This is a genomic window from Streptomyces neyagawaensis (assembly GCF_023516595.1).
Lineage (GTDB): Bacteria > Actinomycetota > Actinomycetes > Streptomycetales > Streptomycetaceae > Streptomyces > Streptomyces neyagawaensis.
Genome location: NZ_JAMGBG010000105.1, coordinates 1 through 14,168, shown reverse-complemented (window position 1 = coordinate 14,168; position 14,168 = coordinate 1). Strand labels below are relative to the sequence as shown.

Below are 14,168 nucleotides of genomic sequence, written 5' to 3'. Positions count from 1 at the left end.
GCCGGGCGGCAGCCTGCTCCAGCCGCGCGTCCAACGCGATCAGCCGCTCGTAGGGGATGACCGACCGCTGCATGGACAGCGCCTTGTCCCAGCCCGGCCGCATCGCCACCGGCACCACCGTCTGCGCCAGCAGCATCTGCGCCGCGGTGCTGCGCGTCGCCACGTCCAGCGCGATACACAGTTCAAGACGGCCGGTCACACCGTCGTCCAGCACCGCCAGGACATCCAGCGGCGTGCTGTCCAGCATCACCAGCTCGCCCGGCCGCAGTGCCACCGTCGGCGTGAAGGGAGGCGCCGGCCGCGACGCATGCCACCGCCGCTGCGCCGCCGTCCCCAAAAGGCCCTGTCCGTCGGCCACCGCGTGCACCAGCCGGTTGAACGTCGACGCCGGCGGCAGCGCCACCACCCCCGCGCCGTACTCCTCCTCCAGCAGCCACCCCACCCGGCGGCGCAGCCGCACCAGCGTGCCCGTCGACCGCTCCCGCTGCCCCTCCAGCACTGTCCTGACTGCCGCGACCACCCGCTCATCGGCCCGCCCCACCGCCGATCGCTCCCGCACCGCCCGGCCGTCCACCAGTCCCCACAAGCCCTCGCTGCGGTAGCGCGCCCGCATCCGGCGCACCGTCGCCGTACTCGCCGACCAGCCCGCCGCCGTCAACTCCTCAGCCTTCGCCCGCTCCCGCTGTGCCAGGCTCCGCGTCGCCGGATCGAACTGCTCACGCGGGGCGCCCTGCCCGACCGCGTCAGGAAAGCCGGTCTCCACCTCCTGCACATGCCGCTGCCACGCCAGAGCCCGCTCCCGCACCTCGACTGGCAGGGCCTTCAGCAGGCCGAACGGCGGCACCCTCCCCGGCGCCGTCCCGCCTTCCACATCGAAGGACGGATCGGCGAACAGGTAGGGCAGCAGCACCACCGCCGAGGCGCCCTCGTCACTCACCAGCGTGGCCCGGGCGCCTTCCAGCACGGCAAGCGTCCATACCCGTCCGTCGTAGCGAAGACGCGCCCCGACCTCGACAACCGCCTGCGTCACGCCGCTTCGGCCTCCTGCCGTGCGACCGAGACCACGGCACGCTCGTGCAGCGGTTCATCCAGCCGCACCCGCAGCACACCGCTCCACAGCGCGTGAAAGACCGCAGGCCACACCGCGATCGGATCCCCCAGCTCACACACCGCCTCCACCGCCGGCCGCGGACTGGCGAACGCCTCCAGCAGAGCCGGCATCCACGGACCTGCGGCGTACCGGGGCTGCCGGTAACCCGCCAGCCACCGCACATTGGCCACCAGCACCGGATCCGGCGACCCCGCCAGCCGATAGGACCAGCCCGCTGCCTCGGCGGCACCCGCCACAATCCGTGCCCGCGCCGCCAGCCGGGCAGAGGGCCCGCTGCGTCCGGCGCAGTCGAGCAACAGGCCGCTGCCGTCCTGAAGCCTGGCCATCAGCTGCGGCGCATGACCGACGACCCTGCTTTCCTCACGCCACATCAGCTCCACCGGCCGACAGGCCAGCGCCACCACCGCCGGATCTCGGTCCAACAGCATCAGCTCGGTCCGCATGACACCGGACCCGTACGCCACCAGCCGCCCGGTCGTCGACGACCACCACCAGCCCGGAGCCACACGCCGCCCGGGCCGGACGGGGAAAGGCCGTACCGCAGGACTCTCCTCGAAGACGACGTCCTGAGCAGCCTCAAGCCACGGGACCTGACGCGAGCACCCCAGAGGGTCTCGAAAGCGCACATCGATCAGGCTGGCCTCTACAGCCGCAGCTTCTTCGCGTCGAACAGCCCCACCCGTACTGTGCGGCTCGGGGATGCGGCACCCGGCCCCGGGCACCGCGGACGATGCGGTCTCCTGGCTGCTGTCGATGATCACGTACTCCACACAACGCCATGCCTGACCTGCCGCGCAGGAGAACCGGCCGGTAACCGCAACATCGGTGCAACCGCCGGACGTTGGGCTGCGCGCGGCACCCAAGGGTGCCGCGACTGGGCACCGGTGTCAGTGCAGAGTCCCGCACTTTCACGTTCCCCTTGCAGGCCGTTGTGTCAGTCCTCGCCCTCACCCAGGGCGAGCACCGCGGCCAGCTCCTCGGCGGGCAGACGGGACCACTGGGCCACCTCCTCCAGCGCCACCCCGGAGTCGACGGCTGCGGCGGCGGTATGCACGAGGGCCTGGTCGATCAGGTCGGCACTGTGGCTGAGGTGCTCCAGCAGGGTGCGGGCCACCTCGGCGGTGGTGCCGCTGTGCACGCCGCGCAGCTCCACCAGCTGTTCGCGTGCCTCGTCGACCAACTGCGTGATGTGGAACCGTTGTTCGGCAGGAACGGTGGCCCGCCACCGGGTTCCCGAGCCGCCTGATTGGGCTTCTGCCGCCATGACGCGCAGCTGGCCGGCCATCGTGGCGGGCTGCTGTTCCCGCTTCAGGTGCCACGGATCCTCCTGCCAGCCCGGCGGTCCCGTCTCGTGGCGGCGGGCGCGCACGATCGCGCCCTTCCAGCCGTTCAGCGGGCTGCCGTGGTCGGCCGCAAGTTCGGGCCCCAGCCAGGTGCGGCCCACCCGCTCGCCCAGCCGGTGACAGAACGCATCGTCGGCGCTCCGCGCCCGAGGCCGCATCCCGCCGCTTGCCTGCCAGGCCACCTCGGCCATGGCCGGTTCCAGCAACGCGTCTGCGATGGCCACCACCTCCGGGAAGATCGCCGCGTCCCGGCCCACGATCCGCCACCACGCGAGCCGTGATCCCGCGTTGCCGCCCGCTAGCTGGTGCAGACGGCGCGGCCAGATCTCCTCCTGCTCCCAGTACAGGGCCTGCTCCCACCAGCGAGCCACCACTGCATGCGCCAGCGTGAACACCTGCTCCGGCTCCACCCCGGCCTGCACCGCACGCCGCGCCACGCCCGGCCACCGCCGCTGCGCGGCCACCGCCTCAGCCGCGCCGCGCACATCGAGGTGTTCCAGCGGCTGGTCGGCGTCCGCGTCCAGCAGCCAGCGCCCGTGCCGCAGGCAGACCCGATGCCACCGTGGCACGTAGTGCACCGCTCGCAGTGCCTGTCCGGTGCGCCGCGCTGTGCACAGCCGGCAGCCGAACGCGGCCGGACCCGCCACCGTGCCCGCCGCCCGCCACCGTGCCTGTGCCACCCCGGCCTCCCGGCCGGTGCTGATCTTGGGGTCGTCCATGGAGAAGGCAGGCAAAGCGCGCGCCAGTACCTTGGGCTCCACCCTGCACAGCTCGGAGAGCACCTGCCGCCCGGCCTCGTTGAGGACGACCTCCGCGTCCGCCCTCGCACCACCGCCGTCGTGCCGGGCGGGGAGTTGCGGCACATCCACAGCCGCAGCACACCGCCGGTCGGGAGACCGTAGCGGGCCGCCACGCGGCTGATCAACGATGCGGTCAGCTCCCCGGCCAGCGGCACGGTCCGCAACACCCCCGCTGCCACACCAGACCCCCGATGCCGTTTCCTGCTCCTGCTCAGTGCCAGCCCCACACGCGCCTCACGGCCAGCCCGTGGCCCCTGCCTGGGTGGTTCGCGTCTGGCGGGCTGGCCTGGTTCCGGGGGCCGATTGCACAAGGCTAGACGTCACCGCCCAACTTCAGCTGCGGAGAGCCTCCGCCGAGTCACTGTGTGCGCGTGGGGCCGGGGGTGCGGATGGTGGGCAGGTCGGGGCGTTCGTTGTCCGCGGCCAGGGCGTCGGTGGGCAGCCGCCGGTAGGCGTGGAGGAGATCGGCTACGGCGTCGGGGCTCGCTTCGGCGGTGGCGACGAGTGCGGCCAGGATCTGGGAGCGGGACGTCTGTTCGCCGGAGGCGACCGCGGCCCGCACGAGTATGTCGAGGCGCTGGTCGACGTCGTTGGGCCAGGTGACGAGCGTGTTGCGGCGGGGCTGCTGCCACAGCAGGTCCACGGGTCCCCCTTGTCCGTGCCAACTACCCTGTATCGAATATATATTGAGTGCATGGTGACGCTGCTGCAAGGACGCCGGAGGCCGGAGGGCTCGGGGGCTGCTGCTGCGGCCGGGATCCGCATTGCGGGGCGGATACTGCACCCGACTCCCGTTTTCGACACGTACTGGCGTTTTGCTGCGGCACGTCAGGCGGTGTACGAGGCGCGGCTGTCCGGTGGGCGGGGGCCGTGGACGAGTGATCCGATCCTGTCCCGGTACCGGTTCACCAACTGCTACCGGGCTGCGGACCGGGTCAGCCAGGTCCTGATCGGTGACGTCATCTACGACGGCGAGCCGGAGTGGGAGGAGGTCTTCTTCCGCACCCTGCTGTTCAAGGTCTTCAACAAGGAGTCCACGTGGCGGCTGCTGACCGGTGAGCTGGGCGAGGTGCGGTGGGACGGCTACGACCACCGGGTCTTTGACCGGGTGATGTCGCGGGCATTCGCGGCGGGGGAGCGGCTGTACTCGGCCGCCTACATCGTGCCGCCGCCGCAGCTGGGGGAGCAGCGCAAGCACCGCAATCATCTGCGGCTGCTGGAGATGATGATGACGTCCGGCGCCCCGGAGAAGGTCCTGGCGGCGCCAACGCTGCGGGATGCCTACGAAGTCCTGCTGGGCTATCCGGCCATCGGTCCGTTCCTGGCGTACCAGTTCGTGATCGACCTCAACTACGCGGCACAGATGCCGTTCTCGGAGATGGACTTCGTCGTGCCCGGGCCCGGCGCGAGGGACGGGATCCGCAAGTGCTTCGGTGTGGCCGCCGACGGCATCGAGGCCGATGTCATCCGGTACATGGCCGACACCCAGGACGAGCACTTCGCCCGCCTGGGCCTGGACTTTGCAGGGTTGCGGGGGCGCCCGCTGCAGTTGATCGACTGCCAGAACCTGTTCTGCGAGGTCGACAAGTACGCGCGCGTCGCCCACCCGGAGATCGCAGGAATCAGCGGCCGCAGCCGCATCAAGCAGACCTACCGCTCCTCGACGGCACCGGTACCGGCCTGGTTCCCGCCCAAGTGGGGGATCAACGCGCCTAGCTGAGGCGGGTGTTATGCGGCCAGGGGCGGGGTGTCACTCAGCAGCGGGCGTATGGCGGTGATCGGCCCGTCCAGGTGGGCGTGCCCGGCCACGACGGTCAGGGTCCCGACGGCCAGGTCGGCCTGGTCGGCGATGTAGGCGAGCAGCCTGCCCAGGCCCAGGTAGTTGCCGTAGGCCCGTTCGAACATGTAGTGGCTGCGGTACAGCGCCGCGGCGTGCACTCGGCCGTCACGGTCCAGCTGGACGGAGACGTGGCTCAGGCAGGGGAAGCCGCGGTAGAGGTTGTCGCGGTCGGCTGCGTGCACGAGCAGCTCGGCCGGCACGTCACCGTCGTCGGGGTGGGCGAGGTCCGCTTCATAGGCGGCGGTCATCGGCCCTTTGCCCGAGGCCTGCTTGCGCAGCCGGCTGATGATGTTGCCGACCTGGTCGATGTCGGTCTTCTTCGCGCCGGGGTAGGCGACCAGGCGGCCGAAGTAGGTGCCGTGCGCATTGCCCGGGAACTTCTTCAGCCGCGGGTACATGGCGCGGTAGCGGGACACGAGATCGGCGTGATCGGCGGCCCGGGCCGCGAGGCCGGCCGGGAAAACGGTGCCGGCGACGGTATCGATCGGCTCGTGCCGTTTGGCGGTGCGCAGCCGGTCCAGTTCCGTGCGGAAGCCGGTGTCGTCTGTGGTGGGATCGGTGATGCGTACGACGGTGTGTAGGCCGGTGCGCGACGGGTTGTCCTTGCGGTCCAGGGCATTGCAGGCGGCGATCCAGGCGCGGGTGACGTCACGGCCGGTGACCTCGAAGCTGATCATGAATCCTCCTGGCACGGTCGACGGGGCAAAAAGGAGTCCGGTGCGGCAGGTGGTCAGTCCGGCCAGACGTCGAGCACACCGGCGCGGGGCGCGTCCCGCACCACCGTCAGCCGGACCGGTTCATTCCAGTCGGCCGCCGACACCTCCAGCACGACCGGATCGCCCAGCTCGTCGGTCACCACGGCCCCCTGCTCTACATCCGTGCAGCGGGCCAGGCCCTTGGGCAGCGAGACGAACGCAGCTCCGGCGCTGCGGACGGTCAGCACGTCACCGACGTCGACATGTATCTGCTGCTGATGGGATGACGTGGTGACGACATGGACCTGGGCTTCCGCAGACAGGGCCGCCCCGCCCGCCAGGGAACCGCGCAGCGCGGCCAGGGAGATCTTCGCCCACTGGCGAGCACGGTCGGCATCCAGCAGACGAAGGTTCTGCAGATGCCGCACGGTGCCCGCGTAGGAGGTGCCCAGCTCCCTTGCCAGCCGGTACACATGCTCCGGGCTGGTCGGCTGGCCCTGGCAGATTCGGTCGAGACCGGCCAGCACCGCCGGGCGTGGCATGAGGAACCATGCGGCGAATGCCTCCGCGGTCTTCTCCTCGTCCGGCCAGCTGCCGTTGCCCCACCGCAGCGCCGGGCTGAGGTCGTCGTCGGCCGCTGTACGGTGCCGCAACTGGTGGTGCCCGAGTTCGTGGGCCGCGGTGTGCCGCTGGGTGACGATGTTCAGCTTGGCGTTGAGCAGCACGGCTGGCCCGTTGTCGGCGGGGGAGAGGTAGACGCCGAACAGGCGCGGCATCGGCTGCGCCATGCCGACGACTTCGGCTCTCTTCAATGCCTGGTGGACGGGTACGTAACGGGTGCGGTCGATGCCCAGATCACGGTGGGCCTGGGCAGCCGCGATCCCGGCGATGCGGTGCGCCACCGCCCAGTTCACCGCTGACTGTCCTGTTCCGCGGAGTCTTCCTGCTCCTTCTCGGCCGCCCGCCGCAGCGAGAGGTACTCGGCGAACTCCATCACCGTCTTCTGGTCACCGTCGGTCAACTGGGCCAGTGCGCGCGGCAGTCCAGCCAGGGCGTACTCGCCGGCGTCCGCATCCTCTTCCTCGGCAAGAAAGTAGGCGACCGGCTGCCGGTACAGGCGGGCGAGCTTCTTCAGCTCCAGGCTGTCCACACGCCGCTCACCGCGCTCGATGTCGCTGATCGCCGAACGGGGGATGCCGGTGTTGTCGGAGACGAACTGCTGCGACATGTTGAGGTAGTCGCGGGTCTTCTTCAGCCGTTCGCCGAGCCGGGTGAGTTCGGGATCGCGGGCTCGGGCGTCGGAGGGCGGAGGGGTCACGATTGCTGCCTTTCGATGATGGCTTCCCGTACCGCGCGGGCGAACGCCTGCACGGACCGGGTGGCCTCGGCCGACTGGCGGTCGGCCGGGATGGCGATGGAGTAGCGCTCCTCAATGCGCGTGAGGATCTCCACGATCAGGAGCGAGTCGACCGGCAACTCCGCTCCGCCGTCCTCGAGTTCGGCCCTCACCTCGGGTGCGGGCTTCTCCTGCAGTTCGGCCAGGAACTCGATCACGACCGAGACGATGTCGTCGGTGCCTGGTGTGACGGTGCTCAGCATTCCTCCCGATCGTCTGCATTTCCAACGTCGGTGTCCTACGATACGACAACGTCGGGGAATCTGACAGGCATGTCACATGATCAGACAAGGAGTGAGGCGTGGACTTCAAGCGCTATCAGCAGGCCGCCGTCAAAACCCTCCAACCCCCCACCGAGGACACGGACCCCGTCCTCATCCCCCTACTCGGTCTCGCCGGCGAGGTCGGCTCCCTCACCACCGCCTACAAGAAACACCTGCGCGACGGGCCCGCCCATGAGCAGGGCAAGCATCAGCTACGCGAAGAACTCGGCGACGTTCTGTGGTACATAGCCGCCCTCGCCCACCGCTTCGACCTCGACCTCGACGACATCGCCACCGCCAGCCTGGAAAAGACCAAAGACCGCTGGCGCACAACCCCCGACGCCGAACACACCCGCTTCGACGACCACTTCCCCGACCACGAACGCCTCCCGCGCCAGACCACCCTCACCTTCACCCCCACCACCCGAGACGACGGCAGTACCGTCATCGTCCTCACCCGCGAAGACGGCACCCCTGCTGGCGATCCCCTCACCAGCGCCTCCCACATCGAAGACGACTACCGCTTCCACGACGCCTTCCACCTCGCCCACGCCGCCGTCCTCGGCTGGTCCCCCGTCACCCGCTTCCTCCTCGGCCGCAAACGAAAAAGCAGCCCCCACACCGACGAAGCCGAAGACGGCGGCCGCGCCATTGCCATCGAAGAAGGCATCTCCGCCCTCGTCTTCTCCTACGCCGCCCGCCACCGCTACTTCGCCGACATCAAGCACATCGACAACGAACTACTCACCACCATTGGCCACATGACCGCCCACCTCGAAGTCAGCATCTGCCGCGCCGCCGACTGGGAGCACGCCATCCTCACCGGCTACACCGCATGGCGTCAGCTGCGTGAGCAGAACGGCGGCATCATCCACCTGGACCTCGACCAGCGCCTTCTCACCGTCGATCCGCTCTAACCCAGGCCCGGCTCAGCCCGCCAGCGCCATTGGCCCCGGCGGCGAGTTGTGCGGGAGGAGCGAGGCATGGCTGTCCTCACGCTTGAAGCGCTTGACGGTGGCCTCGCCGTCGAGCGTGGCGGCCACGATGTCGCCGTTCTCGGCGACGGCAGGCGGCGGACGGTGCTCCAGTCGCCATCACAGATCGCTGCCTCGACCATTGAGTCACCGACGACCTTCAGCACAAACAGCTCACCGTCACCGACGAGCTGGCGGGGGGAGGGTAAGCCGTCCCCTACCGTTCCTCGGTGGCGATCCGGTCGGCGAGCGGGGCGTATGACGCGGTCGGCGGGCTGCACGGAGCCGTCCTGGGTCTCTGTCGTGACGCTCATCCAGTCTGTCGGCTATGGACCTTCCTTACGGCAAGGAGACAGCAGGGTCCGGGCCGGCAGGGCGCCCGGGCCGAAGAACTGCGGGCCAGGGCGGGCGGCACGGCCGTTCCCTGCACGCGGACCTCGTGGCAGGTGAAGCAGAATGCCGCCTCGAACAGCGCCAGATCGAGAGAGTCGTCGTAGGCCCGGACGTCCAGCACCCCCTCGTACTGCGTGCCCCGGCGGACGGCGTCCGCCGGGGCGTGACCTACTGGTCCCCGGCCGCGCCGGTCTTACGGACGATCAGCACCACGACCGCGCGAGCGTGGTTGGCCACGGCGCGCAGGTGGTCGGTGATGGTCTCGGCCTGCTGCTTGGCCTCGTTGCCGCATGGGGCGTACGGATCGGACGCAATGGCGACGAGAGAGACGGCGCCGAGCGCGAGCGGGATGATCTGCGTGAGGTCGAACACGGGTTTCCCCCTGATGAGTTGCGATCGTCGATGGTGTGCGCCGGGCGCCTCGGCACAACATCAGATTGGCCACTGCGGGACCAAGATCGCAATTCCCGTTTTCGCAGGTCAGGCCACCTTTAGCGAATTCAGTGCGTACCCTGACAGCCGTCAGGGTACGCGCTGGAATTCACTAACTTCCGAGAAAGCCGAAGTAGCGTGACTGGGATCACATCGGCAATTGAGTGATAGTCAGGTAAGTGAAAGGGCCCTAACTCGCGCCGTTGGTCCGCGCCGCGCAGCTGTCCGCTAGTTGTCATCGGCTAGGGGGCGGGCTTGCTGTCACCAGACGCACGCAGCTGGTGAGGCGGGGGAGTCGGGCCGGGGTGGGGGCTCAGTCGCGATCCAATACGGCTATCAACTTGCCGAGGTTCCGCACCGCACGATCGGAGGCGCCTCTGGCTGCCGGAGCTCCCAGGCCCGCCGCCGCATCAGCCTCGAGAAACGTCAGCGCGTTCTGACGGCGCTGACGGCTCTGGAGCAGCAGGGCAAGAAAATCACCCACGCCGCGGTCGCGCGCACAGCTTTCAGTAACCTTCAGACTCTGCTGCTACGCCCAGTCGATCCCGAGTTCGGCGAGTGCGGTGCGTTGGTCGTGGGTGAGTTTTTCGCGGCGGGTCTTGGTGTTGGAGATCCATACACCGAGCTTGTGGTCGTGTTCCTGGCCGTCGATGACGACACGTTCGACGTGTCCTCTCGGCACTGCCTTCTGGATGCCCTCGCGCTGGATGTACTGGGTGAGGGCTGCGAGTCCGCGTTGGAAGGCCTGCTGCGCCTTTCCCGTGCCGTTCGTCGTACGCATTGCCGCCGGGACCGGAGACGCCGCCTGGACGGGCTTGATGCCCAGCTGGGTCAGCCGCTGCTGTTGCTCGGTGGACAGCAGCTTCCAGGTGCCCGGCTTGCGCTGCTGCTGGAGCCATCGCCCGATGTCGTCGCCGTCCATGAGTACGCCGGGCTGGATCTCAGGCAGCACCCCACCAGGCTCGTCCTCAGCGAGGTCGCGGAGCACGGCGTGGTGGCGCTGCCAGTTGAGTGGCCAGGGGCAGTTCCAGTCGGGGTCGATCGCGGCCAGCTGCTTCGCGCGTTCCGCCGCCCGTTCCGGGTTCTTCCCGAGGCCGCCTTTCCTGCGGAGGTTGGCCATGTGCTGCCCCACGGGCACTATCGCCTCGCCTTCGCCCCACACCTGGTCCTGGCGCGGAGCGAGGTGCCCGGTTGCCCGCCGGTACGACCGCAGCGCGGCCAGCTTGGCCTCCCACGCCTCTTCACCCGGTTCCCAGACCATCCCGGCCTCAGGGGCGTCCAGCAGCTGTTTGCGCCGCTCCTCCAGCTCCCCGGCCCGCAGCGCCTTCCTCTGCTGGTGCACCCACCTCCCCAACGGGAAGGCATTCGTCACGCCGACCTCCGTCTCCGTGTCGTACGGGACGGCGTAGAGGCCGGTGATCTCGTTCTTCGCCCGCCACCGCAGCAGGGCTTGGTAGCCCTCGAGCCAGACCAGGGACTCGGGCCGGTAGACCCGGGTGCGCAGGAATGCGGCGATCGTCGCCGCGTCCCTGGGAGTGGAGAAGTGCAGCAGCGCTGACTCGGCCGCACCGTCGGTGTCGTCCTGCTCCTGGTCCTCGCGCACCTCGCCGCCGGCCGTGACGATCCGCCCGTCCTCGTCGCGCTGAAGGTGGTTCTTGCGCTGTCCGTGGGTGAGGGCGCGGGAGGCGAGCTGCTCGACGAGGCGTTCCGAGTGGGAGCGCAGGCCTTGGAGGACGGCTACGAGGGGGCGGAAGCTGGCGCTGGCGACCATGTCCTGCGGGTCCTCGCCGGGCTCCAGGAAGACGGGCACGATGATCCGCGCGACCTTCGTGGAGCCGTCGCGGTTGAGCCGGAGCGCGCGGCCGATGTTCTGGACGATCTCCACCTGCGAGCTGCGGGTGTCGGCGAAGCACACCGCCTCCACGCCCCGCTCGCCGACGATGTCAACGCCTTCGCCGAGCACCCGGACGGAGGCAAGGAAGGCCCGGTGTACGCGGCGGCCCGCGGCATCGATGCCATTGGCGAACTGCCGTAGGGCTTCCCGTCGCTCAGCGACGAGGTGGTCGCCGCACAGCCATGCCGACCACACTCTCTCCGGGGGTACGTGGCGGCCGTCCTCCAGCTCGTAGAACCCCGCGCCGATCGACGACTTCGGCAGGGCCTCCGCGTCGACCAGGGCCTCGTCGGAGACCTCGGCCGCGTACAGCTCAGCCGCCGTCTGCGGCAGCTTGGCCGCGAACGCCGCGGCCTCTTCCACCTTCTGGTGGAAGGTCATGACCGTGCGCAGGTTCAGCGCGGCGGCGTGCTCCAGGAGCGCCGTCTGCAGGAGCGCGAGGCGCCGGCCCCGCTGCGCCTCCTCCGTCTCTCCCAGGACGGGGGAGGGGTCGCGGATCTCCAGCACGTCGATCTCGAAGCCCGCGAGGATGCCCCGCTCGATCGCTTCGCTCAGCCCGAGCTCGGCGAGCCAGGGCCCGTAGGTGGGGGAGTCCTGGCCCATCGAGGCGAGCTCCAGCTCCTGGCCGTCCGCGCCTTTCTGCGGCCGGGGGGAGGCGAGGATGCGCGGGGTTGCGGTCAGGTAGAGCCGGAAGTCGGCGGGGATCCTTTGGTTGTCGTGGATCGCCGCCCACGGCCGGCCTAGATCACCTGCGGTTGAGTGGGCTTCGTCGATGATGGCGAGCGCGAAACCGTCCATCTGCTGTCCATACAGCCGCTCTCCGCCCGCCAGAGCGGCCTCCAGCGGCCCCCGAACCTTTCCCTGGCCCATCGGGCTGTCGAAGTCCTCGCGGTCCACGAGGGAGGCGTATGTGGCGAACACGACGACGGGCCCCGACCCGGCCCACAGGGCGAGCTGGATGGGGTTGGTGGTGGTGCGCACGCCCAGCTCGTTGAGCACCGGGTCGTTCTCCAGCGAGCACACCGCGACCATGAGGGAGCGGTGACCCACCGCCCGCCATGCCTGGGCGGTCTGCACGAGCAGGTCCAGGGTCGGCACGGTCACGAGGATCCGCCCGCCCGGGAAGCACTCCAGAGCGCACGCGGCCGCGGTGATCGTCTTGCCCGATCCGGTCGCGGACACGATCGTGGCCCGTGCACCCTCCGGCGGCACAGGCGATCTTGCAGGGAATCCTACCCACTTGCGGAAAGCCGCTTTCTGGTCGATCTGGTGTTCTCGAAGCTGAATACCCGGCATTCTGCAAATTCTCCCCTGAGGTCCTTCACCACGGTTCTGGGTAGCATCGGAACGGCATAAAATATGGGACAGATACCGTACCGCCTCACTGACCACCGCCTGCTCGGCGACCTCAACCAGAGGCCAGGACGAGCCCGAACCGATCAGCCCTGCCTGACTGACGGCCAGTACAGCGGTGTGCCTCCCGCCGAGGCCGGCGTTCACTGAGGGTCGCCCCCGGCGGCGTACGCCTGGGATCGTGGAACGCGCAAGGTCGTCGCACAGGGAGAGAGAGGGGAGCCCGGGTGACCGGCGAAGACAGTTTCCCGAAGCTGATCCGCGCCGAGGCCCCATGGCAGGGCCTCGGCGTGCTGGGCGGTGTGCACATACGGGTGTGGCGGTGGGAGTCCGGCCGGCTCACGGCGGTGATCAGCGGCCCCGGCGCGATGACGAGGGGAGCGTACGAAGAGGCGTTCGCCCGGCTGCGCACTGAGTATCCGCACGAGACCGTGGACCTCTTCCACCACCATCCCGGCGACTGGATCGACATGGCCTTCTACGCGGCGCTCACGGAGGCCGACGACGGCAGCGTGACCCGGACGCAGATCATCGGAGACACACTGGCGCAGCGCCTGGGGCCGTCCCTGTACGCGACGGAGGATCCCGAAGACGAGTCGGTCGGGTGGGGCGGTCCCTGAGCCGCTTCTCCGCTTCACCACATCCTGCACCAACGAGCAGAAGAGGCAGAACAGTTGACGCTCTACGGCATCAAACCCGCCTACACCGCTGCGTTCTCGCTCCTCTGCCTGACGGTTGGCGCAGTACAGCTGTTCCGGCATGGTGGCCCCTACTGGTTGATGATCGTCCTCTTCGTAGCCGTGGCCTGGAGCAACGGGCAGTCGCGCGAGGCCGGACAACGGAACCCGGCCCAGCTCTCCAGCTCCGCCTTCTTCGTAATGCTGCTGGCACCTTTTCTGGGCGCTGCCGCCCTGGTATGGGGAATCGTCATGGAGCTGTGACTCGAAATTCAGGCACCCACTAAAACTTCCAATCAAGTGCCGATGGCCAGCCCAAGGGAGTGCCCCCGTCTTTTCTCCAATGCTACATACTGCATCACCTGATGGCAGAGTCACCGGCACCACCCAGCATCCGGTCCAGTGGTCCTGAAGGCGCAGGCCTACGTCTGCGAGGGCGAAGGCAGGGCATACGGGCTTCACCCCCTTCTGGAGAGGAGTCCGTCTCATGCTCGGCATAGTCGCGGCGGTGTTGTTCTTCCTGTCGTTTCTGATCAACGCGGCTGAACTCAGCACCAACGATGTGTTCTCCTCGGTGAACGTGATGCTGCTGGGGCTGACCGCCCTGGCCCTGCACGTTGCCGGGATCGGCGCCGGCTGGGCCCGCAGGCGCTAACCCACTCCTTCGTGGGCCCAATGACAACCCGTCACCAGGCCCACGAAACACACTCTTGTAGCCAGCCAGGCCCGCGGCAGCGGGCCCTGAAGGTCCTGGAGGCGAAGCCGGAAGGACCGGCGAGGCGGGGGAGCGCAGCGGACCCGCCGATCAGGCTGCAGCGAAGCGGAAGCCTGCCTGCGGGACGAATGTCCCGCAGGTCCGAGAGCGCAGCGAACGGACCGTCAACCGGGCCGCGCAGCGGCCCGGTTGCGCGGGTGGCGCAGCCACCCGCCAGCGCTCCCGCGGAGCGGGAGCGCAACCACCGCGCGCAGCGCGGTGGTTCGCTTGCTTCGGGCGCAG

General features: G+C 69.2%; 14 protein-coding genes and 2 pseudogenes. 5 read left to right on the top strand and 11 right to left on the bottom strand.

The genetic code is table 11. The features are described from left to right. The 4 genes and pseudogenes from M8J73_RS33395 to M8J73_RS33380 all read right to left on the bottom strand — a co-directional run. A pseudogene (locus M8J73_RS33395) lies at positions 1-1,030 on the bottom strand (transposase); the annotation flags it as partial. Beyond that, positions 1,027-1,737 carry a TnsA-like heteromeric transposase endonuclease subunit gene (locus tag M8J73_RS33390; RefSeq protein ID WP_276205964.1) on the bottom strand — a complete coding sequence of 237 codons (711 nt, stop codon included), beginning with the start codon at positions 1,735-1,737 and terminating at the stop codon, positions 1,027-1,029. The gene M8J73_RS33390 and the pseudogene M8J73_RS33395, both read right to left, overlap by 4 nt. 308 nt (positions 1,738-2,045) lie before the next feature. Continuing rightward, the gene (locus M8J73_RS33385; protein ID WP_240501485.1) at positions 2,046-3,323 is read right to left on the bottom strand and encodes a DNA-binding protein; all 1,278 of its coding nucleotides are present in this window, start codon (positions 3,321-3,323) and stop codon (positions 2,046-2,048) included. A gap of 289 nt (positions 3,324-3,612) precedes the next feature. Then, entirely contained in the window at positions 3,613-3,897 is a 285-nt protein-coding gene (locus M8J73_RS33380; protein ID WP_055537982.1) for a hypothetical protein, read from the bottom strand. Positions 3,898-3,948: 51 nt separating this feature from the next. Here M8J73_RS33380 and M8J73_RS33375 point away from each other — a divergent pair, with 51 nt between their 5' ends. Next, positions 3,949-4,974, top strand: a complete 1,026-nt coding sequence (locus M8J73_RS33375; protein WP_206187801.1) for a nucleotide kinase domain-containing protein — start codon at positions 3,949-3,951, stop codon at positions 4,972-4,974. Positions 4,975-4,982: 8 nt separating this feature from the next. On the opposite strand, the gene M8J73_RS33370 is transcribed toward M8J73_RS33375, so the two are convergent. Genes M8J73_RS33370 through M8J73_RS33355 form a run of 4 tightly spaced genes read right to left on the bottom strand, consistent with a single transcriptional unit; the run spans position 4,983 to position 7,388 of the window. Next, positions 4,983-5,771 (bottom strand): thymidylate synthase family protein, encoded by a 789-nt coding sequence (locus tag M8J73_RS33370; RefSeq protein WP_063799175.1) that lies wholly within the window; start codon positions 5,769-5,771, stop codon positions 4,983-4,985. A 53-nt stretch (positions 5,772-5,824) separates the two neighbouring features. Beyond that, the gene (locus M8J73_RS33365; protein WP_055537980.1) at positions 5,825-6,703 is read right to left on the bottom strand and encodes an ImmA/IrrE family metallo-endopeptidase; all 879 of its coding nucleotides are present in this window, start codon (positions 6,701-6,703) and stop codon (positions 5,825-5,827) included. Further along, a complete protein-coding gene (locus M8J73_RS33360; RefSeq protein WP_055537979.1) occupies positions 6,700-7,107 on the bottom strand; it encodes a helix-turn-helix domain-containing protein in 408 nt (135 codons plus the stop codon). The genes M8J73_RS33365 and M8J73_RS33360 overlap by 4 nt, the downstream gene beginning before the upstream one ends. Next, a complete protein-coding gene (locus M8J73_RS33355) occupies positions 7,104-7,388 on the bottom strand; it encodes an acyl carrier protein (protein WP_063799174.1) in 285 nt (94 codons plus the stop codon). Before M8J73_RS33355 ends, M8J73_RS33360 begins: the two co-directional genes overlap by 4 nt. Before the next feature lie 98 nt (positions 7,389-7,486). On the opposite strand from M8J73_RS33355, the gene M8J73_RS33350 reads away from it, so the two are divergent. Next, the gene (locus M8J73_RS33350; protein ID WP_055537978.1) at positions 7,487-8,365 is read left to right on the top strand and encodes a nucleoside triphosphate pyrophosphohydrolase family protein; all 879 of its coding nucleotides are present in this window, start codon (positions 7,487-7,489) and stop codon (positions 8,363-8,365) included. A 12-nt stretch (positions 8,366-8,377) separates the two neighbouring features. Here M8J73_RS33350 and M8J73_RS33345 read toward each other — a convergent pair. The 3 genes and pseudogenes from M8J73_RS33345 to M8J73_RS33335 form a co-directional block, all read right to left on the bottom strand. Further along, positions 8,378-8,693 (bottom strand): annotated as a pseudogene (locus M8J73_RS33345) (LexA family protein); the annotation flags it as partial. A gap of 290 nt (positions 8,694-8,983) precedes the next feature. Beyond that, positions 8,984-9,187 carry a hypothetical protein gene (locus M8J73_RS33340; RefSeq protein ID WP_249829451.1) on the bottom strand — a complete coding sequence of 68 codons (204 nt, stop codon included), beginning with the start codon at positions 9,185-9,187 and terminating at the stop codon, positions 8,984-8,986. A 589-nt stretch (positions 9,188-9,776) separates the two neighbouring features. Next, positions 9,777-12,437, bottom strand: coding sequence for a DEAD/DEAH box helicase (locus tag M8J73_RS33335; RefSeq protein WP_079054875.1), 2,661 nt, complete (start codon positions 12,435-12,437; stop codon positions 9,777-9,779). Between the two features lie 284 nt (positions 12,438-12,721). Here M8J73_RS33335 and M8J73_RS33330 point away from each other — a divergent pair, with 284 nt between their 5' ends. The 3 genes from M8J73_RS33330 (at position 12,722) to M8J73_RS33320 (ending at position 13,826) form a co-directional block, all read left to right on the top strand. Beyond that, positions 12,722-13,114, top strand: coding sequence for a hypothetical protein (locus M8J73_RS33330; RefSeq protein WP_055539103.1), 393 nt, complete (start codon positions 12,722-12,724; stop codon positions 13,112-13,114). Positions 13,115-13,168: 54 nt separating this feature from the next. Beyond that, a complete protein-coding gene (locus M8J73_RS33325; RefSeq protein ID WP_055539104.1) occupies positions 13,169-13,435 on the top strand; it encodes a hypothetical protein in 267 nt (88 codons plus the stop codon). 223 nt (positions 13,436-13,658) lie between these two features. Next, positions 13,659-13,826, top strand: coding sequence for a hypothetical protein (locus M8J73_RS33320; RefSeq protein ID WP_169797849.1), 168 nt, complete (start codon positions 13,659-13,661; stop codon positions 13,824-13,826). The last annotated feature ends 342 nt before the right edge of the window (positions 13,827-14,168 follow it).